The 24,747-nt window shown below is 54.7% G+C and carries 21 protein-coding genes; 16 read left to right on the top strand and 5 right to left on the bottom strand.

Annotation, left to right across the window (positions count from 1 at the left end):
• Positions 1 to 21 precede the first annotated feature (21 nt).
• Positions 22 to 1,599, top strand: coding sequence for a methyl-accepting chemotaxis protein (locus ACSHSR_RS13520; protein ID WP_107004566.1), 1,578 nt, complete (start codon positions 22 to 24; stop codon positions 1,597 to 1,599).
• Between the two features lie 73 nt (positions 1,600 to 1,672).
• Here the strand turns inward: ACSHSR_RS13520 and ACSHSR_RS13515 are convergent, their stop codons facing one another.
• From ACSHSR_RS13515 to ACSHSR_RS13505, 3 genes are all read right to left on the bottom strand, one after another.
• Positions 1,673 to 2,242 (bottom strand): DUF1415 domain-containing protein, encoded by a 570-nt coding sequence (locus ACSHSR_RS13515; RefSeq protein WP_093982697.1) that lies wholly within the window; start codon positions 2,240 to 2,242, stop codon positions 1,673 to 1,675.
• 140 nt (positions 2,243 to 2,382) lie between these two features.
• A complete protein-coding gene (locus ACSHSR_RS13510) occupies positions 2,383 to 3,201 on the bottom strand; it encodes a DUF2797 domain-containing protein (protein ID WP_479630834.1) in 819 nt (272 codons plus the stop codon).
• Between the two features lie 130 nt (positions 3,202 to 3,331).
• Positions 3,332 to 3,835, bottom strand: a complete 504-nt coding sequence (locus ACSHSR_RS13505; protein WP_025009810.1) for a glycine cleavage system transcriptional repressor — start codon at positions 3,833 to 3,835, stop codon at positions 3,332 to 3,334.
• Positions 3,836 to 4,010: 175 nt separating this feature from the next.
• On the opposite strand from ACSHSR_RS13505, the gene ACSHSR_RS13500 reads away from it, so the two are divergent.
• The 4 genes from ACSHSR_RS13500 to phoU all read left to right on the top strand — a co-directional run bounded on the left by ACSHSR_RS13500 (position 4,011) and on the right by phoU (position 9,573).
• On the top strand, positions 4,011 to 6,269 hold the full coding sequence (locus ACSHSR_RS13500; RefSeq protein ID WP_208184595.1) for an ABC transporter permease subunit: 2,259 nt from the start codon (positions 4,011 to 4,013) through the stop codon (positions 6,267 to 6,269).
• A gap of 62 nt (positions 6,270 to 6,331) precedes the next feature.
• Entirely contained in the window at positions 6,332 to 7,987 is a 1,656-nt protein-coding gene (gene pstA, locus ACSHSR_RS13495) for a phosphate ABC transporter permease PstA (protein WP_101059108.1), read from the top strand.
• A 32-nt stretch (positions 7,988 to 8,019) separates the two neighbouring features.
• Positions 8,020 to 8,838, top strand: a complete 819-nt coding sequence (gene pstB / locus ACSHSR_RS13490; RefSeq protein ID WP_025009812.1) for a phosphate ABC transporter ATP-binding protein PstB — start codon at positions 8,020 to 8,022, stop codon at positions 8,836 to 8,838.
• A 30-nt stretch (positions 8,839 to 8,868) separates the two neighbouring features.
• The gene (phoU, locus tag ACSHSR_RS13485) at positions 8,869 to 9,573 is read left to right on the top strand and encodes a phosphate signaling complex protein PhoU (RefSeq protein ID WP_025886617.1); all 705 of its coding nucleotides are present in this window, start codon (positions 8,869 to 8,871) and stop codon (positions 9,571 to 9,573) included.
• Between the two features lie 201 nt (positions 9,574 to 9,774).
• Here the strand turns inward: phoU and ACSHSR_RS13480 are convergent, their stop codons facing one another.
• Positions 9,775 to 10,158, bottom strand: coding sequence for a VOC family protein (locus ACSHSR_RS13480; protein WP_071238860.1), 384 nt, complete (start codon positions 10,156 to 10,158; stop codon positions 9,775 to 9,777).
• A 191-nt stretch (positions 10,159 to 10,349) separates the two neighbouring features.
• Between ACSHSR_RS13480 and ACSHSR_RS13475 the strand changes: the two genes are divergently transcribed.
• The 4 genes from ACSHSR_RS13475 to ACSHSR_RS13460 all read left to right on the top strand — a co-directional run bounded on the left by ACSHSR_RS13475 (position 10,350) and on the right by ACSHSR_RS13460 (position 15,570).
• Complete coding sequence (locus tag ACSHSR_RS13475; protein WP_028780326.1) at positions 10,350 to 10,940, top strand: DUF502 domain-containing protein; 591 nt, start codon at positions 10,350 to 10,352, stop codon at positions 10,938 to 10,940.
• 355 nt (positions 10,941 to 11,295) lie between these two features.
• On the top strand, positions 11,296 to 13,281 hold the full coding sequence (locus ACSHSR_RS13470) for a BCCT family transporter (RefSeq protein WP_071238859.1): 1,986 nt from the start codon (positions 11,296 to 11,298) through the stop codon (positions 13,279 to 13,281).
• A 24-nt stretch (positions 13,282 to 13,305) separates the two neighbouring features.
• Positions 13,306 to 13,665, top strand: a complete 360-nt coding sequence (locus tag ACSHSR_RS13465; protein ID WP_025009816.1) for a YajD family HNH nuclease — start codon at positions 13,306 to 13,308, stop codon at positions 13,663 to 13,665.
• A gap of 357 nt (positions 13,666 to 14,022) precedes the next feature.
• Complete coding sequence (locus tag ACSHSR_RS13460; protein WP_028780324.1) at positions 14,023 to 15,570, top strand: peptide MFS transporter; 1,548 nt, start codon at positions 14,023 to 14,025, stop codon at positions 15,568 to 15,570.
• A gap of 89 nt (positions 15,571 to 15,659) precedes the next feature.
• Here the strand turns inward: ACSHSR_RS13460 and ACSHSR_RS13455 are convergent, their stop codons facing one another.
• Complete coding sequence (locus tag ACSHSR_RS13455; protein ID WP_071238891.1) at positions 15,660 to 15,917, bottom strand: DUF1289 domain-containing protein; 258 nt, start codon at positions 15,915 to 15,917, stop codon at positions 15,660 to 15,662.
• Between the two features lie 493 nt (positions 15,918 to 16,410).
• On the opposite strand from ACSHSR_RS13455, the gene ACSHSR_RS13450 reads away from it, so the two are divergent.
• The 7 genes from ACSHSR_RS13450 to ACSHSR_RS13420 all read left to right on the top strand — a co-directional run bounded on the left by ACSHSR_RS13450 (position 16,411) and on the right by ACSHSR_RS13420 (position 24,745).
• A complete protein-coding gene (locus tag ACSHSR_RS13450) occupies positions 16,411 to 17,757 on the top strand; it encodes a class I SAM-dependent methyltransferase (RefSeq protein ID WP_479630833.1) in 1,347 nt (448 codons plus the stop codon).
• 201 nt (positions 17,758 to 17,958) lie between these two features.
• On the top strand, positions 17,959 to 19,008 hold the full coding sequence (locus ACSHSR_RS13445) for a 3-oxoacyl-ACP synthase III (protein WP_208162145.1): 1,050 nt from the start codon (positions 17,959 to 17,961) through the stop codon (positions 19,006 to 19,008).
• A gap of 88 nt (positions 19,009 to 19,096) precedes the next feature.
• On the top strand, positions 19,097 to 20,083 hold the full coding sequence (locus tag ACSHSR_RS13440) for an alpha/beta fold hydrolase (protein ID WP_167714869.1): 987 nt from the start codon (positions 19,097 to 19,099) through the stop codon (positions 20,081 to 20,083).
• Between the two features lies 1 nt (position 20,084).
• Positions 20,085 to 21,911 (top strand): olefin beta-lactone synthetase, encoded by a 1,827-nt coding sequence (gene oleC, locus ACSHSR_RS13435; protein ID WP_479630832.1) that lies wholly within the window; start codon positions 20,085 to 20,087, stop codon positions 21,909 to 21,911.
• A 22-nt stretch (positions 21,912 to 21,933) separates the two neighbouring features.
• Positions 21,934 to 23,115, top strand: coding sequence for a 2-alkyl-3-oxoalkanoate reductase (gene oleD / locus ACSHSR_RS13430; RefSeq protein WP_479630831.1), 1,182 nt, complete (start codon positions 21,934 to 21,936; stop codon positions 23,113 to 23,115).
• A 25-nt stretch (positions 23,116 to 23,140) separates the two neighbouring features.
• Positions 23,141 to 23,656: a rod shape-determining protein gene (locus ACSHSR_RS13425; protein WP_071238855.1), complete on the top strand. Its 516-nt coding sequence runs from the start codon at positions 23,141 to 23,143 to the stop codon at positions 23,654 to 23,656.
• A gap of 198 nt (positions 23,657 to 23,854) precedes the next feature.
• Positions 23,855 to 24,745 carry an ABC transporter ATP-binding protein gene (locus tag ACSHSR_RS13420; RefSeq protein ID WP_123116090.1) on the top strand — a complete coding sequence of 297 codons (891 nt, stop codon included), beginning with the start codon at positions 23,855 to 23,857 and terminating at the stop codon, positions 24,743 to 24,745.
• Positions 24,746 to 24,747: the final 2 nt, after the last annotated feature.

Below are 24,747 nucleotides of genomic sequence, written 5' to 3'. Positions count from 1 at the left end.
CCCTCAGTCAGGGAGGTCTGCATGGGAATCTTCAACAGGATCAGCAGCAAGATGGCCTTGATCGCCTCTGTGGTGGTTTTGGCCGGTTTTACGCTGACCAACTTTATAAGCCAGCATAGGCTCACCAGCACTCTGGTCGATATGGAGCGGATCAGCAGTCAGGTGATCACCGGATTTGTGTCGCAACAACTGCTCAATGCGGTGAAATTCGGCAAGGCGGACAAGGTCGAGGAGGAGTTTGTCAATCTGGCCAAACAGACCCGGGGGAACCTCGGGTATGCCGTGGTGTTTGATGCTTCGCAGGCCGTTTTTGCTCAGTTTGGTGAGCCAGGCAAGACCGGCGCCCAGATGCAGGCCTCGCTGGGGCAGCATCTGCCGCAACTGAAAGCCGGCGAGCCTCAGACCTTGGTCACCGACAAGGATATTCAAATACTTCATCCCATTATCAACAGCCGTGATCAGGCGCTGATTGGGGTACTGGGCATGAGCTGGAGTCTTCAGGAGATCCAGCGGCAGACAAATGCTATGTTGCTGGGAGGCATAGCCGTTGCTATTCCTGTCGCCGTGGCGATCATCATCTGCCTGCTGCTGGTGATGAAGCGCTTGGTGATGCGCCCGGTGGACAGGATCACCCAACTGGCGCAGGAGTTGGCTCGCGGAGAAGGGGATCTGCGTCGGCGTATCGAATATTCGAGCGACGATGAGTTGCGCGGCCTGTGTGACAACATCAATCACTTCATTATCAAGGTGCAGGAAGCCCTGGCCGATGTTACCGCTCAGTCGAGTTCCTTGACCGAGATAGCCACCCAAAGCCGCCAGACATCCCAGAGTGCCAATGCCGCCACACAAGAGCAGCGCGGCAGCCTGGAACAGATGTCCCACTCGATACGTGACATGTCCAGCGTGATCCACGAGGTGGCACAAAACGCGGCCGAGGCAGAGGATTCCACCAAGGATGCCAGGGCGGTATCCCAGGAAGTGCAGGCCATCATAGAGCGCAATCGTGAGTCGATAGACTCACTTGCCGCCGAGGTGGAGCGGGCCTCGGGAGTGATTCAGCGGCTTTATGATGACAGTCAGCAGATAGGGCGGATCCTCGAAGTGATCCAGGCGATTGCCGAGCAGACCAATCTGCTGGCACTGAATGCGGCCATAGAGGCAGCCCGCGCCGGTGAGCAGGGGCGGGGCTTTGCCGTTGTGGCCGACGAAGTACGCTCTCTGGCCAGCAAGACTCAGCAGTCGACCGAAGAGATCAAGGCGATGATAGAACGTTTGCAAGCCGGCAGTAAAGATGCCGCAGATGTGATGAATGCCAGTTGTAACAAGGCTCGGGAGGGGGTTGAGCAGGCACAGCAGAGCCGTGAAGCACTGCAGCTGATTGCCGCCAAGGTAGACGCCATTTCCAGCGTCAACAGCCTGATAGCCTCGGCGACCCAATCTCAGGCACGCTCGGCCGAGAGTCTGTCCCATGATCTGGAACAGTTGCATCATCTGAGTGAAATCTCCGCCAGCAGCGCCGAGGAAGCGGCGCACCATGGCAGTGAGCTCTTCGACCTAATCAATAAGACCCAGGTAACCCTCGGGCGTTTCAAAGTCTAGGGTTTCAAGGTCTGGGGTAAGGCCCGGGAAGGGGCAGATAAGCCTGAATCACATCAAGGCTTATCTGCTTTTTTTATGGTTTTCGGCTCAGGCAGTTTTGCAGCAGTTTGGCGAAGAACTCGCTGCCCTTGCGGCGGGCAAAGGCGATGTTGCGCTCGGGAATCGACTCAGGATCATCATATTCGGCCAGGGCCTGTTCCATACTGGCTTCACGTATGATATGCAGGGTCGGATAGGGCGCTCTGTTGGTATAGTTGGCGGCATCATCCTGGGCCTCCCCTTCGAAACAATAGTCGGGGTGAAAGCTGGCCAACTGGTAAACCCCTTCATACCCCTCTTCGAACAACAGCTGCTCGGCAAAGGCCAACAGATCCAGATAAAGATGAAAACCTTCAAAACCCCTCGGCAGAATGAACAGGCTGGTTTCCGCTTGTGGGTGCTCATCCAGATATTGGCACTCGTCCAGCAACGCCTGCAAGGCCGTATCCATGCGGCTTTCTTCGCAAACTGTGTAACGAATCGAGTCGCGCTCGACTTCCCGTCTGGCGAAGGGGCAGATGTTGTACTTCATGATCACCTCCTTGACCCAAGCCTGGGTCTGGGCGGCGATAGTCTGGGATCCCATCATGGAGTCTGTGGCCATATTCTGCTCTGTATCTGTGTAAGGGCGTTATTGGCGGCTATCATAGGCAGCCTCTGGGGTACTGGCAAGCACCAAAGGTACTGGGGGATGAAATACGGCGCCCATCCAAGAGGCGCCGTTTGTTTGCTCAAATTAAAAAATCAGTAGCTGACTTCCACTTCATAAGAGGTGAACTTGCGGATATTGATTACTCCGGTATCGAAAAGCAGGTACTGACCCTTGATGCCCATCAGAGTGCCGCTGACAACGGCTTCTTTGTCAAAGTTATGGGACTTGATCTTCTTTGGAAACTCACTGACCGGGTAGTGAATTTGCGTCTCTGCCTCGGTCAATCTCTCTATCTTGTAATCACCGCGGCTCATTGCCAGCTCGTGCAAGCGGGTTTCGATACTCGGCAATAGCGTCTCGGCCTTGGCCTTGAGATCTATCTCGTCGTTGTTGCCCTTGAGCATCGCCTGCCAGTTGGTCTTGTCGGCAATCAGTTTGGCCAGTTCGACTTCGATAAGGCCGGAAAGCTGCCTGCTGCTGACCTTGAATATCGGCAGCCCCTGAGTGGCTCCCTGATCCAGCCAGCGGGTGGGCAACTGGGTGTGGCGGGTAATGCCGACCTTTATTCCCGAGGTATTGGACAGGTAAACATAGTGGGGCACCATGCAATGGGTGTCGCCCCATTCGGGTTCGCGGCAGGTTCCCTGATCATAGTGGCAGGTTTCCGGTTTCATCACGCAGAGATCGCAGCTGGCGAGTTTCTGCATACAGACATAACAGTGGCCCTGGGAGTAACTCTTCTTGGTCTTCTTACCGCAGTTGCAGCAGAAGATGTTACCCGTGTGACTCAGGGTTAAACTCTTGCCTATCAAAGGGTTCAACGCCAGGCGCTGTTCAGCCACTCTGAGGGTGTATTGTGCCAGATGGTTCTCGTCCAGGGCGACGGCCATCTTATCCAGTGTTCCAAGCATAACGACAAAACTCTGTTCTTGTGATTTTCGCCAGTGTATCAGTTTTCCTAACAGGAATTATCGATTGCACATCGGTTGCTGCTTTTGCAGGCACTCAAGAGTCAGAGGTCGGGCAGCTGCAGTATCGGGCTCAGGTCAGATTCAGCTTATCCAGTACCAGATCATCACCTATGCTGTAGAGAGATTCGGTCAGGCGCTCCTCCTGCATAGGGTCGGTCAATCCCAGGCTGATGGTGGCCCGAAACAGGGCGATGCCGGTATGGCCCGCGGTTTCAAACTTGCTGCTGAATTGCTCGATATTGATGCCCAGGGCATTGATCCTGTTGGAAATGTCCAGCACCAGCCCGGGCCTGTCGTAGGCCACCAGGTTGAAACTCAGGCGTTTGATATATTTCTGCTGCTGGCCGGCCCTGGCACTGGTGAGCGCCATACCATCGATGCACTCCAGGGCATCGAGCAGGTCATCCCAGTGTTCGCTGGGAACCTCAAGTAGCAAAATAGCGGCAAAAATCCCGTCTATATGACGTAATTCCGAGTCGAGCCAGTTGCCACCGTGGCGGCTGACCGCATGGGCAATCTGCTCAACCAATCCTTTTCTGTCAGGGACTTGCAGTGTGATAAGGTAACGAAGCATGGTAGACAGACTCCTGAATAATGTTAAAAAAAGCTATGTAACACTATTGTCATTTTTGCGTCATATAATCCCAGCCACTCGATAAGGGATGGTCTTACCTGGGTTGGCCGAAACGCAATAACGTACGGTTAATTCGGTAAAAAAGCCTAACAGCTATTAATAATAGAGGTTCTTAATGGAAAGTCAGGTCATTCAGCCTGCTTCTGCGTCGAAAGATCTGTTGGTGAGCAAAGGCTCCGGCCGCAGAGCCTTCAAGGATAAGGCCGCGCAGATAGGGGTAACAGTGGGCGGAACCATGGTGTTCGTCGCCCTTTTGTTGATCTTTTTCTATCTGCTTTACGTGATTAAGCCGGTGTTTGACGGCGCCAGTGTTGAACCCGTCACCGAAGTGAGCCTGCCGGCCAGTTCAGACAAGACGCTGATGGTGGGCAGTGACGAGCAAAATGAACTGCTCTATCGGGTCGGTGACCAAGGCGTGGTGGACTTTTTCAGGGTCAAAGGCGAACAGCAGCACCAACAGGTGAAACTGCCTGTGCCGGATTCGAGCAAAGTGGTCAGCAGCGCAGTCAGCGCCCCAAGCCAGCAGTTGTTTGCCCTCGGACTGGATAACGGTCAACTCTTATTGGCCGGGGTCGAGTTTGGTGTCAGCTATCCCAATAACCAGCGCCTGATCACTCCCAAGGTTAAGTATCCACTGGGGGAGTCGGCACTGACGGTTGCCGAGGATGGCTCGCCACTCAAAAATCTCGCCTTCGGCTATAGCTCGGAGAGCATGAGCTTTGCCTACCAGGACAGCCAGAATCGCTGGCAACTGACCAAGATGGTCGGCGAAGAGAACATGATGACCGAGGAAGTGGAGTGGAACACACAAACCATGCCACTGCCGGATGCGCCTTCCCGTACTGAACATCAACTCATGACCCCGGATCAGCGCCAACTGCTGCTGCAGTCCGGCAACAAGATTTTTGTCTACAACATTCAATATGTGGATGAAATCTCGTTGCAACAGGTGATAGATGTCGAGAAAGCCAAGGCCAAGGTCACCAGTTTGAGCCTGCTGGCGGGCGCCAGTTCACTGCTGGTCGGCTACGATAACGGTGTGGTGGCCCAGTATTTTCAGGTGGCCAGCGACCGCGGCCGTGTCTATCAGGAGATCCGCGAGTTTAGCGGTTTGGGTAAGGTGGACACCATAGCCTCTGAGTTCTACCGCAAGAGCTTTGCCACAGTAAGCCCCGAGGGTGAACTGTCTTTGCTTTACACCACGAGTGAGCGCGAGCTGTTCGACAAGAAGTTCGATCTCAAAGCGCCGGGTGTTATGGGCTTCAGCCCCCGCTCCAATGCCTTGATCATTGAAGATGGCAGCAAGCTGCACCTGTACGCGGTTGATAACGACCATCCGGAAGTTTCCTGGAGCGCCCTGTGGAACAAGGTTTGGTATGAAGGTTACCCTGAGCCGCAGTTTGTCTGGCAGTCGACTTCCGGCTCGGATGATTTTGAAGCCAAGCTCAGCCTGATGCCGCTGGCATTCGGTACGCTCAAGGCGGCGTTCTATGCCATGCTGTTTGCCGTTCCTCTGGCGATTGCCGGCGCCATCTATACCGCCTATTTCATGTCGCCCAAGGTGCGCAGCATAGTCAAACCCACCATTGAAATCATGGAAGCCCTGCCGACAGTGATCCTCGGTTTCCTGGCCGGTCTCTGGCTGGCGCCGCTGATTGAAGAGCATCTGCCCGGCATTCTGGCCTTGCTGCTGTTGTTGCCGATAAGCATAGTGACCAGTGCCTATGCCTGGTCCAAGCTGCCGGGTCGCATTAAGGCGATACTGCCGGAAACCTATCAGGAACTGATGCTGATCCCGGTTATCTGTTTTGTCGGTTGGTTCTCTTTTGCCATCAGCCCGGCAATCGAAGTGGCCTTCTTCCACGGCGACACCCGCCAGTTCATCACCAATGAATTGGGGATCACCTTCGATCAGCGTAATGCGCTGGTGGTGGGGATTGCCATGGGCTTTGCCGTCATTCCAACCATCTTCTCCATTGCTGAAGACGCCATCTTCTCTGTGCCGCGTCATCTGTCGAACGGCAGCCTGGCCTTGGGAGCGACCCCCTGGCAGACCCTGACCCGGGTAGTGCTGCTGACCGCAAGCCCGGGGATATTCTCGGCAGTCATGATGGGCCTTGGCCGCGCCGTGGGTGAAACCATGATTGTACTCATGGCCACGGGGAACACCGCCATCATGGAGTGGAGCGTGTTTGAAGGGATGCGGACCCTGGCGGCCAATATCGCGGTGGAAATGCCGGAGTCGGCCATCGGCAGCTCCCATTACCGGGTATTGTTCCTCGCAGCCTTTGTGCTCTTTATCTTTACCTTCCTGTTCAACACTGTGGCCGAAGTGGTGCGTCAGCGTCTGCGTGACCGCTACAGCTCACTGTAACGGGAGAGAAATTATGAATAGAACACTAGATGTTTCGCCAATCACCTTAAGGGGTTTGTGCAATGGGTAAGTGGTTTAAATCAGGCTCTCCCTGGATCTGGATGACAGGGGGCGCCGTTAGCCTGAGTTTGATTGCGGTGTTGGGGCTATTGTTACTCATCGCCTGGCGTGGCCTGAGCTATTTCTGGCCCGCGGATATCTATCAGTGGGAGATGCAGGATGACAAAGGCCAGCGCTACACCCTGATAGGAGAGCTGTACGACAGAGAAGAAGTGCCGACCGAGCGGTTGAAATCCGCCGGTTACCACTTCAACTCAGAGCCGGGTGAGTTTGTGACCCGCTATCTGGTCAAGACGGGTAACCGTGAGTTTGTCGGCCTGGATTTCCGCTGGATTCTGGAGACAGATATTTTGTCGCGCTCCACCCCGGAAGGCTTGGCCATGATAGAGCGTACCAAGAACGGTAACTTCTACGGCTATCCTGTGGCCGTGATTGAGAAGGGCCAGCGGCTGGAGCTAGGCGGCGATGTGCAGCACTCACTCGAGGAGCATATCGAGCGCGCAGTGGACCTGGCCGATCAGGCGATGACACTGCAGAAGCAGGACATAGGCGCGGTTAACTATGAGCTGGAACGTCTGCGCCTCAAAGAACGTGGCTATGAGCTTGACGATGCCCTGACGCCTGAGCGCAAGGCCGAGCTTGAGTCCAAGCGTCAACAACTGGATCAGCATTATCAAGGGTTGGAAAAGCAGCTGTTCTCTCTGCGTGAGCAAGCCGGACGCGACTCTGTGATAGTACGCGACATGCGTGGTGAAGAAGTGACTCTCAGCCTGGATTCGGTGCTCGATGTCAGCTATGTCAACCGCATGGGCTTTATCGACAAGGTTGGCCACTGGTTTGTTGGTCTGGGACGCTTTATCAGTGACGACCCCCGCGAAGCCAACACAGAGGGCGGGGTGTTTCCGGCGATTTTCGGCACAGTATTCATGGTGTTGTTGATGGCCGTGATAGTGACACCATTCGGTGTGGTGGCCGCCATCTATCTGCACGAATACGCCAAGAAAGGGCCGATCACCAAGATGATACGTATCGCGGTGATCAACCTCGCCGGTGTGCCTTCGATTGTGTACGGGGTGTTTGGTCTGGGCTTCTTTGTCTATATGTTGGGGGGCTCGCTGGATCAGCTGTTCTATCCAGAGGCGTTGCCGTCGCCCACCTTTGGCTCTCCCGGGGTTATCTGGTCGGCACTGACTTTGGCGATTCTGACCCTGCCTGTGGTGATAGTTTCCACCGAAGAAGGCTTGTCACGTATTCCAAGCTCAGTGCGTCAGGGCAGCCTGGCACTGGGGGCCACCAAGGCCGAAACCCTGTGGCGGATTATTATCCCCATGGCCAGCCCGGCGATTATGACAGGGCTTATTCTGGCTGTTGCCCGCGCCGCCGGCGAAGTGGCACCCTTGATGCTGGTGGGGGTGGTCAAGTTGGCGCCTACCTTGCCTGTGGATATGAATTTCCCCTTCGTGCATCTTGAGCGTAAGTTCATGCACCTCGGGTTCCATATTTATGATGTCGGTTTCCAGAGCCCCAACGTAGAAGCTGCCAGGCCTTTGGTCTATGCCACCTCGTTCCTGCTGGTATCTGTGATCGTGGCACTCAACCTGACGGCTATCAGCGTGCGCAACCATCTGCGTGAAAAGTACCGCTCGCTTGAACACTAATTGACGATTATCCTGAAGTGATAGGACAGAATATGATTTCGATAGACTCATCGGTAATGAATACTGAGACGCTGGATCTGGCGAACCTGCCTGCCGAAGAGACGGCGCTGGAGATCCGTAACTTGGATCTGCGCTATGGTGACAAGCAGGCGCTGTTTGATGTTTCCATGAAGATCCCCAAGAAGAAGGTCACCGCCTTCATCGGCCCCAGTGGTTGCGGTAAGTCCACCTTGCTGCGCTGTATCAACCGGATGAACGATCTGGTGGATAACTGCCATATCGACGGGGAGATTTTGCTCCATGGCCAAAATATCTACGACAAGAAAGTCGATGTCGCGGCGCTGAGACGCAATGTGGGCATGGTGTTCCAGCGTCCCAATCCTTTCCCCAAGTCCATTTATGAAAATGTCGTCTATGGCCTGCGCCTGCAGGGCGTGAGTAACCGCCGTGAGCTGGATGAGGCCTGTGAGCGTTCACTGCGCGGCGCCGCCATCTGGGACGAGGTGAAAGACAGATTGCATGACAACGCCTTCGGGTTGTCCGGTGGTCAGCAGCAGCGTCTGGTGATTGCCCGGGCGATAGCCATTGAGCCTGAAGTCTTGCTGCTCGATGAGCCAACTTCGGCACTGGATCCTATCTCGACCCTGACTATCGAAGAGCTGATCACCGAGCTCAAGTCCAAGTACACAGTGGTGATAGTGACGCACAACATGCAGCAGGCGGCCAGGGTATCGGATCAGACTGCCTTTATGTATATGGGCGAGCTGATCGAGTACTCGGATACCAACACTATCTTTACCACGCCAAAACAGAGTAAGACCGAAGATTATATTACCGGCCGCTACGGTTGATAAACGCTGCGTCCGAGCAAGGGGAAGCAAATGGAAAACAAGAACCTGAATAAACATATCTCAGGCCAGTTCAATGCCGAGCTGGAAGATATCCGCAACCGGGTGCTGGCCATGGGCGGTATGGTGGAGCGGCAGTTGGAACAGGCGCTGGATGCCCTGGGCAGCCTGGATACCGAGTTGGCGCAGAAGGTGATCGAGGGCGATCACAAGGTCAACGGCATGGAGGTGATGATAGATGAAGAGTGTACTCGCATCATTGCCAAGCGTCAGCCGGCGGCCAGCGACTTGCGTCTGGTGATAGCCATCTCCAAGACGATTGCCGATCTTGAGCGCATCGGCGATGCCTGTGTGCGTATCGCCAAGGCGGCACAGGAGAAGCGCAGCAATAATCAGCAGCCGCTGCTGGTCAGCATTGAGTCCATGGGGCGCCATGCCACCCGTATGTTGCACTCGACCCTGGATGCATTGGCACGGATGGATGCCGACTCGGCGCTGGAGCTGCACAAGGAAGATGCCAAGCTGGACAAGGAATATGAAGGCATCATTCGCCAGTTGATGACTTACATGATGGAAGATCCCCGCTCTATCCCAGGTGTGCTGGATGTGCTCTGGGCTGCCCGCGCGGTTGAGCGGGTAGGGGACCGCTGCAAAAACATCTGTGAGTACGTGATTTACTACGTCAAGGGCAAAGACGTACGCCACGTCTCCTACGAGGAGATGGAAAAAGAGCTTTAAGCTCTTATCCGCGAGCCTTAGAGAAAGCCGCTTGTAGTCAAGCGGCTTTTTTGTGCCTGTGCAGGCTGGTGCAGCTCGGTTAGCTGCACCGCCCGGTCAACGGAGCTCTTGGTCAACGGAATACTTGGTCAACAGAGAACTTGGTCAACATAGGACTTAGTCAACGGGGACTTAGTCAAAGCAGTCTCGTCAAAGCCCAGCCTAGTCAACGCGGTATTCTGCCAGCTCGATCAGGTTGCCGTCAGGATCGCGAATATAGACTGAGTCTATCGGGCCGGTGGCGCCGGTACGGGCGACGGGGCCCTCTTCGATGTCGATACCCACGGCACTGAGATGCGCCATAACATCCTCGAGTGAACCACAGGTGATAAAGCACAAGTCCGCCGAACCACTTTGGGCTTTGGCGGCATTGGGGTAATATTCGCGGCCAATCTGGTGCAGGTTGATTTTCTGATCGCCAAATTGCAGCGCCGTTCTGTTATCGGCAAAGGTTTGGCGTTTCATGCCCAGTTTTTGGTAGAAGGCGACACTCTGCTCTATGTCGCGGACGGTCAACACCAGGTGGTCCAGTCGGGTTACGCGCATGCTGTTATTCTCCTTGTCGCACCCGGGAGACCCTGCGGCCTCCCGGGGTAATATGCACAACATTTTGCTATCGATTTGCGTCTCTGTCAGGATACAGAGTTGAGCGCCTGTTGGGGAAGGGGCAGCCGAGAAACCTTCCTTTGAGCCTCTGTCCTGCGCCCTATACAGTCTTAAATATCAAGAGGAATTCAATGAAACAAACCCTGATCCGCGGCTTGCTTAATCTGCTGCCCATGGCACTTAGTCTCTGGCTGTTCTGGTCCTTGTTTGAATCTCTCGACAGCCTGGGCAAGTTACTCTTCTCTCTGGTGGGCATGGACACTGTATTTACCGGAGCCGGTTTTATATTGGTCACAGCCTTGGTATTTGTTGCCGGTTTACTGTTTTCCGTCAGCCCCATCGTTTGGCTCTGGAGCTGGATTGAACGGCAGTTGATGCGTTTTCCCCTGTTCAAGTCTGTCTATGGCAGTATCCGCGATATTGCTTCTTTGATGAACCGAGATGGCAGTAAGCCCAAGTCGCAGCAGACAGTATTGGTGCGCCAGGCAAACGGCGGTTTTGTGGTCGGCTTTATTATGACGGACAAGCCGCCTCAGCCGCTGCTCGATGCCTTGCCCGAAGGGGACTGGGTGCCTGTGCTGTTTCAACTCTCCTACCAGATGGCCGGGGTCACCAGCCTGGTCAAACGAGAGGACTTGATCATGGTGGATTGGTCATTCGAGGAGGCGATGCGCTTTAATCTGACCGCGGGTATTTCACAAACCCCCAAGAGCGGCGAGTAGGAAAAGGCTGATTCTGTGAGCGGGAGTCGCCAGAGACTCCCCATTTTGTCCGTTTTTGTGTATAATCAGCGCCGATTGTTGCCAAAAGTAGCAGTTTGTGTCCGAGTCGATTGCCATTCAATATGCCACGGTAATCTTGTCTGTCCCGCCAACACTTTGATCCCGGTGGGCCTTATCTCTTCCATTTTTATCAAGCCGAGAGCTTGTCCGCGGAAGGGTGTCACATACTGCACATAAACACCCGATAAGCTTTTGGTGTGGCTTTGGATAAGCGTTGTCCCCGGCCGAGTTCAGCGGTAACTTAGGAACTTGATCGCAGGCAGCGCAGTTTTATCCGTAAAAAGGAGCGCAAAATTTGATTAAGTCGAGTATTAATCCTCCGGTGTTTTTTTCGTCAGTGTTCTGTATCGCCTTCATGGTGTTGGTGTGTGCCGTCTGGCCGAATGAAGCGCAGGAGCTATTTAAGTCAGCTCAATCCTGGCTGGAGTTGAAGGCTGGCTGGCTCTACATCATGGGCGTGGCCATTTTTCTGGTATTCATCATCTTTGTGATGGTGAGTCGCTTCGGTGATATCAAGCTTGGGCCGGATCATGCCGAGCCGGATTACAGCTACAAGAGCTGGATCGCCATGCTGTTCTCTGCCGGTATGGGCATAGGCTTGATGTTCTTTGGGGTTGGTGAGCCTGTGATGCACTACCTGGCGCCGCCGGACGCGGATCCCCAGACAGTTGAAGCCGCCAAAGAGGCGATGAAGATCACCTTCTTCCACTGGGGTATTCACGCCTGGGCCATCTATGCGGTAGTGGCCTTGAGTCTGGCCTATTTCAGCTATCGGCATAAGCTGCCGCTGCTGCCAAGAAGTGCCCTTTATCCTCTGATTGGTGAACGTATTTATGGCCCCATAGGCCACTGCGTCGACACCTTTGCCGTGCTTGGCACCATGTTTGGTGTGGCTACCTCATTGGGCTTCGGGGTATTGCAGGTTAACTCGGGACTCAACTATCTGTTGGGGGATTCTTTCCCTATCAGCAGTACTGTGCAGGTAGCACTGATCATAGGTATCACTCTTATCGCCACCGGCTCTGTGTTTTCCGGCCTGGATAAAGGGGTCAAGCGTTTAAGTGAGCTTAACCTCGGGCTGGCTTTTGTGCTGATGATGATAGTACTGCTGTTTGGTCCAACGGTTGCTCTGCTGCAGTCTTTCGTGCAAAACACCGGCAGCTATTTGAGTGAGCTGGTGAGCAAGACCTTTAACCTCTATGCCTACGAGCAGAAGAATGACTGGCTCGGTGGCTGGACTCTGCTCTACTGGGGCTGGTGGATCTCCTGGTCACCTTTTGTCGGTACCTTTATCGCCCGGGTCTCCCGCGGCCGCACCATTCGTGAGTTCCTGGTGGGGATTTTGTTTGTTCCCAGTGGTTTCACCTTCCTGTGGATGACGGTTTTCGGTAACTCGGCGATAGATGCCATCATGAACCATGGCGCCGAATATCTGGCTACCGCGGTTTCTACCGATGTGTCAGTCGCCCTGTTTACCTTCTTCGAGCACTTGCCGCTTTCCAATCTGCTGTCAGTCATCGCTGTGTGTCTGGTGGTGACCTTCTTTGTGACCTCGTCGGACTCAGGCTCTTTGGTGATCGATAACCTGACCTCAGGCGGCGATGCCGATGCGCCTGTATGGCAGCGGATCTTCTGGGCCCTGATGCAAGGTGTGGTTGCCTCTGTGCTGCTGCTCGCAGGTGGCTTGCAGGCGCTGCAAACGGCAGCGATTGCCAGTGCCATGCCGTTCTTGTTGGTGATGCTGCTTATTTGCTTTGGCCTGTTCAAGGCGTTGCAGGATGACTGGCTCAAGATCAACAGCGTGCAGCTGCATACCACCAGTGTGCAGTACGCCAGAACCAGCGTGTCCTGGGAAGACAGGATAGATGTGTTGGTATCGCATCCCTCCTACGAGCAGGCGCGGCGCTTTGTCGACAACGTGGCGACACCGGCGCTGTCCAAGGTCTCTCAGGGCTTCTTGTCCCGCGGTATCAATGCCGATCTCCAGTACGATGAAGACAGGGTGAGGTTGGTCATCGAAAATGAAGAGGTGCAGACCTTTGTCTATGGCTTGCGGATCCGCGCCTTTACGCTGCCTGTGACTCATCAGACTCAGGCAGAAGCTGAGGATGAGTCACAAAATAACTACTTCCGGGTTGAAGTCTTCCTCGAACACGGCGGACAGTATTATGATGTTATGGGTTATACGGAAGAGCAGATCCAGGCAGATGTGGTGACTCAGTATGAGAAGCACCTGCATTATCTGCATCTGTCCAGCGCAGAATATGTAGAGGGCCCTTAAGGGCCCGTTCACCGGAAAAGAAAGATGGCAGAACAGAGTAAATTGGATCGGGTGCTGGCGCAGGCCCGTGAGTATCAGGCGAGTCGTGAAAAAGGCTATCGGGAGCAGGCACTCAAGCTTTATCCCTGGGTCTGTGGTCGCTGTGCCAGGGAGTTTACCCACAAGAACTTGCGTGAGTTGACTGTGCATCACAGAGATCACAATCACGACAACAACCCTTCAGATGGTTCCAACTGGGAGCTGTTGTGCCTCTACTGCCATGACAACGAGCACTCCAGGTTTGAAGAACTGGTGCAGTATGGCGACACCAGTGAAGCCAAACAGGCGCCGGCCACCTTTAATCCTTTTGCCGATCTCAAGGCGAGAATGGCGGCCAAAGATTGACCGCTTCTTTTGGGAAGGCCTGATAAGGCTTAAGCCATTCAATGCAAAAACCGTCCATTCAAGGACGGTTTTTTTATGTCATAGGCGCTGATAAATGCTGTTTTCAAGTCGCCTTGGTGGTGATTTTTGAACTGATAAAAATTCTCATTAATTAGTTGAAACCCCTGTGGCAGCAGGGTTTGCTCCGTTTTCCCCACTGAAGGTAAGTGTTTTGTTGAAAAATTCGCCAATGGAATTTGAGCTGAGTAGGAGAATTGCGACAAAGTGTGTTTTGCCCCAGAGTTTGCGTTGGATTGTGCGGCCAGCAGTCTTATACTCGTCTGACAATTATTTCAAATCAAGATGGAAGCAAGCAAAATGACATTAGGGTCTCCTAAGGTAAGCAAGACGCATTCTTTTATGACTGTGTCACTTATCGAGCTATGGGAACGTTTCGGTTATTACGGTATGCAGGCGCTTATCGTGTACTTCATGGTACAGCGTCTAGGGTTTGAGGACAGTCGCGCCAACCTGGTATGGAGTGCCTGTGCCGCATTGATTTATGTGTCGCCGGCGATTGGTGGCTGGGTCGGGGATAAAATTCTCGGTACCAAGCGCACCATGTTGCTAGGTGCCGGCATTCTGTCATTGGGTTATGCCTTGATGACAGTGCCGACCGAAAACACCTGGTTCCTGTTTTCGGCCCTTGGGGTAATCGTTGTCGGTAACGGTTTGTTCAAACCCAATGCCGGTAACCTGGTGCGCAAAATCTATGAAGGGGACGACTCCAAGATAGACAGCGCCTTTACCATTTACTACATGGCGGTGAACGTGGGTTCCACCTTCTCCATGTTGTTGACTCCCTGGATTAAAGATTACGTCAACGCCAACTATGGCAACGAGTTTGGCTGGCATGCGGCTTTTGCCGTCTGCTGCGTGGGCCTACTGGTAGGCCTGGGTAACTACGCCATGATGCGTAAGACTCTGGCCAACTATGGCTCGGAGCCGGATACCCGTCCAGTGGAAATGAATAAGCTGTTTGCGGTACTCGGCCTGGCGGCCCTGTCTGTAGTGGCTTCAGCCTTTATCCTCGAATATGAAGATGTGGCCCGCGCCTTTGTTTACACAGCTGGTGCCGCCGTACTCGGTATCTTTATCTACTTGATTAAAAACAGTGAAACCAGTGAACGGGCCGGTTTGATAGCCGCCTTGGTTCTGACGGTACAAACTGTATTCTTCTTTGTGTTTTACCAACAGATGTCTACCTCGCTGGCGCTGTTTGCCCTGCGTAACGTCGACTGGAACTTCCAGGCCTTTGGTATCGATCTGTGGACCTGGTCACCGGCGCAGTTCCAGGCCTTGAACCCTATCTGGATCATGTTGCTCAGTCCTGTGCTGGCCTGGGTTTATGCCTCTGCCGGACGTAACAACAAGGATATTTCCATTGCCGCCAAGTTCGCACTGGGCTTTGCCGTAGTGGCGCTGGGTTTCTTCATCTACAGCTTTGCCGGTATGTTCGCCGTTGATGGCAAGACCTCTTCCTGGGTGATGATCTGGGGTTATGGCGCATACTCACTCGGTGAGCTGCTGGTCAGTGGTTTGGGCTTGGCTATGATTGCCCGTTACGTACCTGAGCGCATGGGGGGCTTTATGATGGGGGCTTACTTTGTCGCCTCGGGCATCTCTCAGTATCTGGGTGGTGTGGTGGCCAACTTCGCCAGTGTGCCGAAGAACATCACAGATCCGCTTGAGACTCTACCCATCTACACCAGCTTGTTCAACAAGTTGGGGATAGCGGCACTGGTTTGTACCTTTATCGCGCTGGCAGTATTGCCGCTGATGCGTCGCCTCACAGAAACTCACCATTCCCACAACGGTAATGGCGGTGCCGCCAGTTCCCTTGGGAATGTCAGCTCAGAGCAGTAATGACTGAGTGATCCATAAATCCCAAAAAGACCGCGATTGCGGTCTTTTTCTTTATGAAGGCTTGGTTGCCTTGAACGCTTAAAGCTGTATCACTCTTTTTTACTTGCTTTGCTCTTGTCGCTGCGCCCAAGCCTGGCCTCTGCCTCGAGGTATTTGGCTCTGCTGATAATGCCGCTGTTTTCCATGCCCGAAAAGGCGTGTTTTCGCTCCGGGAGTTTGGCAATAATGGCGCGTTTCTCTTCATCCGGGCAACGGCTCCAATTGACGATTTCATCTATATGGCGCAGGCAGCCCATACAAAAGTCGTCTTCATTGAGGCCGCAGCGCGCCACGCAGGGAGATTGGATCATTCAACATCCTTCTTATCAATATTCTGTTCAGCGGCGGAGTGTAGCGCCGTGAATTGGCGCGATTGATTTCGCTCTACCGATTTCACTCGACCATTTCGTTGGATTGAATTCGTTAGATTGAGTTGGTTCGATTGTTTTGTCAGCTTGAATGCACCAGTCTATTGCGGCAGGTGCAAAGGTAACAGCTTTGAGCGGATTTATACCTGAAAATAGCGGCGGCAGCTTTCGTTGCCAAGCCGCCAGGAAAGATGATGACTCGGGCTTTAGGCATAGTTTATTGAAACAATAATCCACTCCTAATCAATTTGTTATGTGAATTAGTCCTTACTGCTGACTTTTCCCCTTGGCTGTAAAGCTATCAGCAAGCGGGAGACTCAACCCCAGCTTTTTCGCAGGCTTTGCCCCCTGTTTCCTGCTTGGGTGGCGCTATTTTCCTCAAAGGCAACCAGGGGCTATAATGCGACCCCTTTAAGTTAATCGGGCCAGTAAAATGTGTGACTGCCAACAGAATTCCCCCCGGCAAGCCGAGCCAGTGGCCGGCAGGGTTGAAACCCGGCTGACGGCAGTTGATTGCAGCTTGCCCGAGGTGAAAGCAGAGCTTCGACAGCTCAGTCAATTGTTGCTCTCAAGCCGCGCGCTTTGGAGTGTCAGGAGTTTCGAGCACCACAAGCTTCCCTGGCAGCAGCGCTTTGCCAAGCTGGCCGCAGCGCTCTGGGCTATTGATGACGATGCGCTCGAGACTGTGGATGCCAGTCAGTCATTGTTGTTGGCAACCCTCTGGCCGGCCTTGGTTGCAGACTTGAGCGAGCAGGAATTGGCCGCCCTGTGGGACAAGAGACACTTTGCCTGGCACCTCTTTGATTATCCCGCACCTGAGCAGGATAATGGCCAACCTAAGCTTTGTGCATCAACCGAGGCCCGGCTCAGTGCCGGTATAAAGGGCCGAAAATGGCAGCAGATAAGCCGCTTTGCCAATACCATCGCCACCCATAACAACCCCTTTCCTTTATTGGAGTGGTGCGCCGGAAAAGGGCATCTCGGGCGCCTGCTCAGTGCCTTGAGCGGCAAGGCGGTATTGAGCCTGGAGTGGCAAGCATCTTTGTGCGAAGCCGGCGAGCTAGCGGCAAAAAAACGTAACTTGCCGCAGCAATTTGTCTGTGCCGATGCCTTTGCCGCCGAGCCTTGTTATCTCAAGCCCAAGCAGCATGCCATTGCGCTGCATGCCTGCGGCGAGCTGCACCTGACGCTGCTGCGCCGCGCGGTTGCAAGTGGCACCGCTGTGGTCTCGGTTTCCCCTTGTTGTTATCACCTCTTGCCCTCCGGCGATATCACTCCCTTGAGTCAAAGTGCCCAAGAGCAGGCGCTGCGATTGGATAAGGCGGCGCTGCAACTGCCGCTTAATCACAGTGTTATTGCCAATCAAAAGGCGCGCGCCGACAGGATCAAAGAGGTCAGTTGGCGGCTCGGATTCGATAGTCTGCAGCGTGAAGTGCGTGCTCAGGACACTTATCTGCCACTGCCTGCGGTACGGCAGAGTCAGCTGTCCGGCAGCTTCAAGGACTTCTGTCTTTGGGCCGCGGCGCAAAAGGGAGTGCTATTGCCTGAGGCGGTGGATTTTGCCGCCTATCAGCGCTTGGGGGAGCAAAGGCGCAGATTAACCGCCCGTATTGACTTGGCGGCACATCTGTTTCGGCCGGTTATTGAACGGTATCTGCTGCTCGATAGGGTCTGTTTCCTGTTGGAGGCCGGTTACCGGGTGCAGCTAGGCGCCTTTTGTGAGCAGGCCACCACGCCGCGCAATGCCTTAATCCATGCCTGGTTGCCTGGTCGCCGATAAATGAAACAACAAGGCCCGCTTGGACAGAGATGTCTCTCAAGCGGGGAATTAGTCGGCGCCAAGTACCGGCTTAATGCGTTTTTTATTGAATACCCCGGCGTTTCTTGGTCAAATGACGCCAGCCTGGGGCATAAGACTTAATTATCACGACCCCAAAAGATAACAAGGGCACAGAGCGCCCGAGAGAGCGATTGGCTTTTCATGAATTATTCCCGTGTGTATATCAATAGTCTGGCTTATGAGTTGGCGCCGGAAATGGTGTCCAGCCGCGAGTTGGAATCCCGGCTTGCGCCGCTTTATCAAAAGTTTCGTATCCCCATTGGGCAACTCGCTGCCCTGACGGGCATTGAGGAGCGTCGTTGGTGGCCCAAGGGCTTCAAGGTTTCCCAAGGTGCAGTGTGCGCCGCCCAAAAGGCGCTGGCCGAGACAGGGCTGGATCCCAAAGCACTGGGCGCCTTGGTTTACACCGGCGTGTGCCGTGATCAGCATGAGCCGGCCACGGCCTGTGCTGTGGCTTCTGCCATAGGTATCGGGCGCGACTGCGCCGTTTTTGATATCAGCAACGCCTGCCTGGGAGTCCTGTCCGGTATTCTGGATGTGGCCAACCGTATAGAACTGGGGCAGATCCGCGCCGGTATGGTGGTGTCCTGTGAATCATCCCGGGAGATAGTCGAGGCGTCCATAGAGCAGATGCTGGCCGATCCCAGCATGGCAAACTTTGCGGCTTCTCTGGCCACCCTGACCGGCGGCTCAGGTGCCGTGGCCGTTATCCTCACGGATGGCAGCTTGCCGCTTTCCACCTCCCGCAAGCATCAGTTGCTCGGTGCCAGTCAGTTGGCGGCGCCGGAGCATCATCAGATGTGTCAGTGGGGTTTTGTCGAGGTCGGTAACCGCCTCTACCGCGAGGTGATGCGCACCGATGCCGTTGCCCTTTTGAAGGAGGGGGTGGAGCTGGCGCGCCAGACCTGGGAGCAGTTTTTGCAGCAGCGCCAGTGGCTTGCCGGACAGGTGGATAAGGTTATCTGTCATCAGGTGGGGGCTGCCAACCGTAAGCAAGTACTGGGCGCCCTGGGCATTGCCGAGCACAAAGAGTTTCCCACCTTTGCCCGCCTTGGCAATATGGGCACTGTCTCTTTGCCTGTGTCGGCGGCGCTGGCCCACGGTGAAGGCTTTTTGCAGGCAGGCGACCGGGTGAGCTTTCTTGGCATAGGCTCGGGACTCAACTGCATGATGCTGGGGCTGCGCTGGTAAGCCCTTGATACAGGTTTTAGACAATGCCCATTCGACAGGGCCCATTAGAATAGTGCCTAAATAACCAAAATTAACAACAGGATAGCCAATGGCCACCCTAGATACACTCTTCCCGTTCAAGCGTCATTTCATCACGCTCGGCGGCCACAAACTGCATTATGTGCATGAAAAACCCGCCGGGATTAACGGCCAACGCCCCGATGCCGTGGTGATGGTGCACGGTAACCCCAGCTGGTCTTTTTACTACCGTAACCTGGTGCAGGCGTTAAGCGACCAATATGAATGTGTGGTGCCGGATCATATCGGCTGCGGCTTGTCCGACAAACCGGGCGATGATGCCTATGACTACACGCTGGCGCAGCGTATCGACGATCTGGAAGCACTGCTGGACAGTCTGGATATTCGCAGCAATATCACACTGGTGCTGCATGACTGGGGCGGCATGATAGGCATGGGCTATGCCGCCCGCTATCCTGAGAGGATTAAACGCCTGGTGCTGCTCAATACCGCCGCCTTCGGTTTGCCAAAGAGCAAGCCCTTGCCGCTGGCGCTGAAAATCTGCCGCGATACCGCGCTTGGCACCCTGCTGGTGCGGGGCTTCAATGCCTTCTCGTCCGCGGCTTCCTATGTGGGAGTCAAACGTGCGCCCATGGCTGCGGATGTGCGCCGCGCCTATGTGGCACCATTCAACTCCTGGCAAAATCGAATCTCGACTTTGAGGTTTGTACAGGATATTCCGCTCAAGCCCGGCGACAGAAACTGGGACTTGGTGCAGTCGATTGATGCCAGTTTACAGCAGTTTACCCGGGTGCCGACCATTATTCTTTGGGGTCTCAAGGACTTTGTCTTTGACCGGCACTTCCTTGAAGGTTGGCAGCAGCGCCTGCCCAAAGCCGAGCTGCACGCCTTTGCCGACTGCGGCCATTATATTCTTGAAGACGCCAGTGATGAGGTGATAGCCCATATTCGCCGCTTTATTGATGAAACGGCAGTGGCTAAAAGCGCCGACGAACAAACATCTAACCCTAAAGAAAAGGCATCGGCGGAAACAACCTCAGCCGGGAGCGCTGACTGAGATGTTCCCACCCGCCGAAGACTCGCAAGTGGCCGCAAATGAACCGGCCCCAGAGGCAAACTCCGCCAAGGGGCACAACTTGTGTCGCCACCTGAAGCAGGCGGCCATTAACCAGAGCGAGGACCTGGCGGTTGCCGTGCAGCGCCGCCGCGCTGGCAAGTTCAGTTACCAGGAGCTTGATTTCAAGACCCTGGACAGCGACAGCGATCGGCTTGCCGGGGTCTTGCTCGACTATGGCTTCAAGCCCGGGATGAAAGCCGTGCTTATGGTGACTCCGGGGATAGAGTTTTTTGTGCTTACCTTTGCCCTGTTCAAGGCGGGTATTATCCCTGTGATGGTGGACCCAGGTATGGGGATCGCCAAGCTCAAGCAATGTCTGGCGGAAGCCGAGCCCGACGCCTTTATCGGGATCCCCAAGGCCCATGTGGCCAGATTGCTGTTCGGTTGGGGCAAACCCAGTATCCGCTTGTTGCTGACGGCAGGTGAAGGCTTTCTTGGCCGTAACCCTCCTTGGGGAGGCAGCAGTGTCAGCCGTTTGTTGGCCAGGGCACCAGAGTCAGTCACATTTCCCATGGCGCAGCTCGGCGCGCAGCAGATGGCGGCCATCTTGTTTACCAGTGGCAGCACCGGCACCCCAAAAGGCGTGGTCTACAGCCACGGCATGTTTGAGGCGCAGATAACCGCGCTGCGAAATGACTATGGCATTCGTCCCGGCGAGCGGGATCTGTCTACCTTCCCGCTATTTGCTCTCTTTGGACCGGCGCTGGGGATGGCATCAATAGTGCCTGAAATGGATGCCAGCAAACCGATAACTGCCAGACCGGAAAACCTGTTTGCCGCCATAGAGCACTATGCCTGCAGCAATATGTTCGTGAATCCCGCCTTGCTCGACCGTTTGGGACGCGGCGGAAACGGGCGCCGGCTGCACAGCTTGAAGCGGGTGATATCCGCCGGCGCACCTGCCGACCCCAAGGCGATAGCGCGTTTCTCCGCCATGTTGGCCGAGGATGTCGAAGTGCTCAACTCCTATGGCGCCACCGAATCCCTGCCAGTCTCCATGATTGGCAGCAAGGCGCTTGGTGCTACCGCCGCCATGACCGACAAGGGCGGCGGCATCTGTGTCGGTAAGCCGGTATCCGGAATAAGGGTCAGTATCATAGGGATCAGTGAAGAGGCCATCGACAGCTGGTCGCCGACTCTCGAGTTGGCGACGGGGGAGATAGGCGAAATCGTCGTTGACGGCGCTGTGGTCAACCAGAGCTACTATCGCCGTGAAGGCGCCAACAAACAGGCCAAGATTGCCTATCAAGGCAGGCAACTGCACCGGATGGGCGATCTCGGTTATCTTGATGCAGAGGGCCGTTTATGGATGTGTGGCCGCAAGGCCCACAGAGTGGATGTCATTAAGGACGGTGAGCTGCAAAAGCGCTATCTGTCCATTCCCTGTGAGCGGATTTTCAATACCCATCCTCAGGTTAAACGTTCGGCCCTGGTTGGCGTTGAACTGATGCAGAATAAGCGTGGCGGCGGGGGGACAGTCCAAGAGAGCGCTTTCCTTGATAGCACTTCCCCTGATAGCACTGTGCCCGAAAAAGTACCGCTTATCTGCATTGAGCTTGAGCAATCCCTGTCGCCAGCCGAGCAGCAACAGCTGTTTACCGAGTTGCAGGTGCTTGCCGACAAGCAGCCACTGACCCGGGGCATCAGGCATTTTATGTTGCATCCGGGGTTTCCCATGGATGTGCGCCACAATGCCAAAATATTTCGCGAGCAACTTGCCGTTTGGGCGCAAAAACAGTTGGATGGAAACGGCTGGAAGCCAAAATAGATAACAGAGACAGAAACCCACTATGGCCACATCTGCACCACAATCTCAATCACCTGAGTCAATAGCCTCGTCATCACAGGACTGTTCACCGGCCTCGTCGCAGGATTTGCCCGCGGCTTTGTCACAAGAGACTACGGCTCTGTCACAAGAAACCGGGCATGATGAACTTCATCCCGAGCTGTTGGCGCTGGCCCGGGAACTCGCGACCCGAGTCAAGCGGGTATTGGTGACAGGCGCCGGAGGCTTTTTGGGAGAAGCCATATGTCGGCCGCTGCTGGCTGCCGGTATTCAGGTCGTGGGGGTGGCCAGGGGCCATTATCCGGCGCTCGAGGCCATGGGCGCTACCATGGTGCGCGCCGATATTTGCGACAAGCAGGCACTGAAACAAGCCCTCGATGGCTGTGAGCTTATCTTTCACGTTGCCTCCAAGGCCGGAGTCTGGGGCAGCAGAGCAAGCTATTTTCGCCCCAATGTGTTGGGGACCGAAAACATCATCGCCTGCGCCCGTGAATTGGGGATTGGTTATCTGGTCTATACCAGCACGCCGAGTGTCACTTTCGATGGCAAGGATGAGGCCGGTATCGATGAATCCGTTCCCTACGCCAGGCGTTATCTCAACCATTACGGCGCCTCCAAGTCGGAAGCGGAAGAGTTGGTGCTGGCCAGTGCCAAAGAGGGCTTGAAGACAGTGGCCATTCGGCCGCACCTGATTTGGGGGCCTGGCGATCCTCATCTGGTGCCCCGCGTGCTGGAGCGAGGCCGCAAGGGCCGGCTCAAGTTGGTGGGTCATGACGATAAGTTGGTGGACACCATTTATATCGACAATGCCGCCTTTGCCCACCTGAGCGCGGCCAGGAGCCTGCTGGCTGAACCTTGTCGCTGCAATGGCAAGGCCTATTTTGTCAGTAACGATCAGCCCCTTACTATGGCGGCCATGCTCGACAGCATTCTTGCCTGTGACAACTTACCCGCGGTGGAAAAGCGGGTACCGGCCACTCTGGCCTACGTCATTGGCGCCATGCTCGAAGGAATATACCGACTGCTGGCTATCAAGCAGGAGCCGCTGATGACCCGCTTTGTCGCCAAACAGCTTTCCTGCAGCCATTACTACGACATCTCAGCCGCCAAGCGCGACTTGGATTACAGGGTCATCGTCAGTATGGAGCAGGGGATGAATAAGCTAAGGCGCTCTCTTGGCCACTAGCTCAGGAAAATCATAAGGAAATAACATGTTGTCGCTGTTGCCCGGCACAAAGCCGGCGCTTATTTATATCGAGTTCAACGCCAAACGTATCAGGCTCACCCTTGCCGACAGTCGCCATAGTCTGGGGCAAGTCAGCCTTGAGACCATTCCTGAGGTGGCAGTGCAGCAGGATAACAAGGGCAGTTTCAAGCTGTTGGCAGTGGGCGATGAAGCGCGGCGACTGGCCGCGACCAAGGGAGTGAAATGCCTCAATCCCTTCGACCATGTCCGTACCCCGTTGGCGGACTTTTACCTGGCCGAAATTCTGCTCAAACAGCTGGTTAAGCGGGTACTACCGCGAAAACTTTTTGCCAAGGCGCCTTTGCTTATCATCCAGCCAAGCGACGAATATGCCGGCGGCCTGACCATGATAGAAGAGCGCGCCTTGCAGGAACTCGCCTTTGCTGCCGGCGCAAAAGACAGCCTGGTTTACCAGGGGCCGAGACTCACAGGGCTGCAGGATTTCAATGGGTTGAAACTGCAGCAAGTGAAGGCTTTTTAGGCGAGCCAAAGTACCGCACATATTGCAATCCATCACTGGTGGCATCTCTGCGCCGCCAAGAAACTGTTCAGCAAAAGGTTATCGGCGTTAGCGAACAAAGTATGTTAAATGTTTGAATCTTTGTTGCAAATTTTGCAAGTTGTAATGTTTAAATCATGCTAGCTTGGTATTCATTTATCTCTCCGGCATGAGGAAACTATGCTCAGTATCGAAGCCCTAAGCAAGACCTATGACAACGGTGTTAAGGCACTGGATAATGTAAATCTACAGGTAGACAAAGGGATGTTTGGTCTGCTCGGCCCCAACGGTGCAGGCAAATCCTCTTTGATGCGCACCATAGCCGCATTGCAAAGTGCCGATAGCGGCAGCATTAGTTTCGACGGCATAGACATTCTCAAACAGCCGCAAAAATTGCGTCAGACCTTGGGGTATCTGCCGCAGGATTTTAATGTTTACCCCAGGATTAGCGCCTGGGACTTGCTCGATCACCTGGCTATTCTCAAAGGGATCAACAACAAGGGTGAGCGGCGTGAGATGGTGGATGGCTTACTGGCACACACCAACCTTTATCAACATAAGAACAAGGCGGTCAGCGGTTTTTCCGGCGGTATGCGTCAACGTTTCGGGATTGCGCAGGCGCTGCTTGGCGACCCCAAGCTGTTGATTGTCGACGAACCCACCGCCGGCCTGGATCCTGAGGAGCGCAACCGTTTCCACAACTTGTTGGTGAGCCTGGGGGAAGAGAAGGTGATTATCCTCTCGACCCATATAGTGGAAGATGTCTCGGAGCTTTGCGCCAATATGGCGGTGCTCGCCGGTGGTCAGATCCTGCTGCAGGGCAATCCCATGGAGTTGGTGGCCTCTTTGGAGCAAAAAATTTGGACTCGCACCGTCAGCCAGGCCGAGGCCAGCGAGCTTGAACAACAGTTCAATGTGATTGCCAAACGCCTGTTTGCCGGCCGCACTGTGCTGCATGTCTGGGCCGATTCGGCGCCGGAAGGTTTTACTCAGGCAACGCCGGGGTTGGAAGATCTTTATTTCAGCACCCTGTATCGCCACCGCAACAGCAAGCCGGTTCAGGCTGCCTGAGG

The sequence above is a fragment of the Shewanella sp. VK101 genome (genome assembly GCF_056497865.1).
The sequence above is the reverse complement of the archived record's forward strand: the minus strand, read 5'-3'. Positions and strand labels throughout refer to the sequence as shown.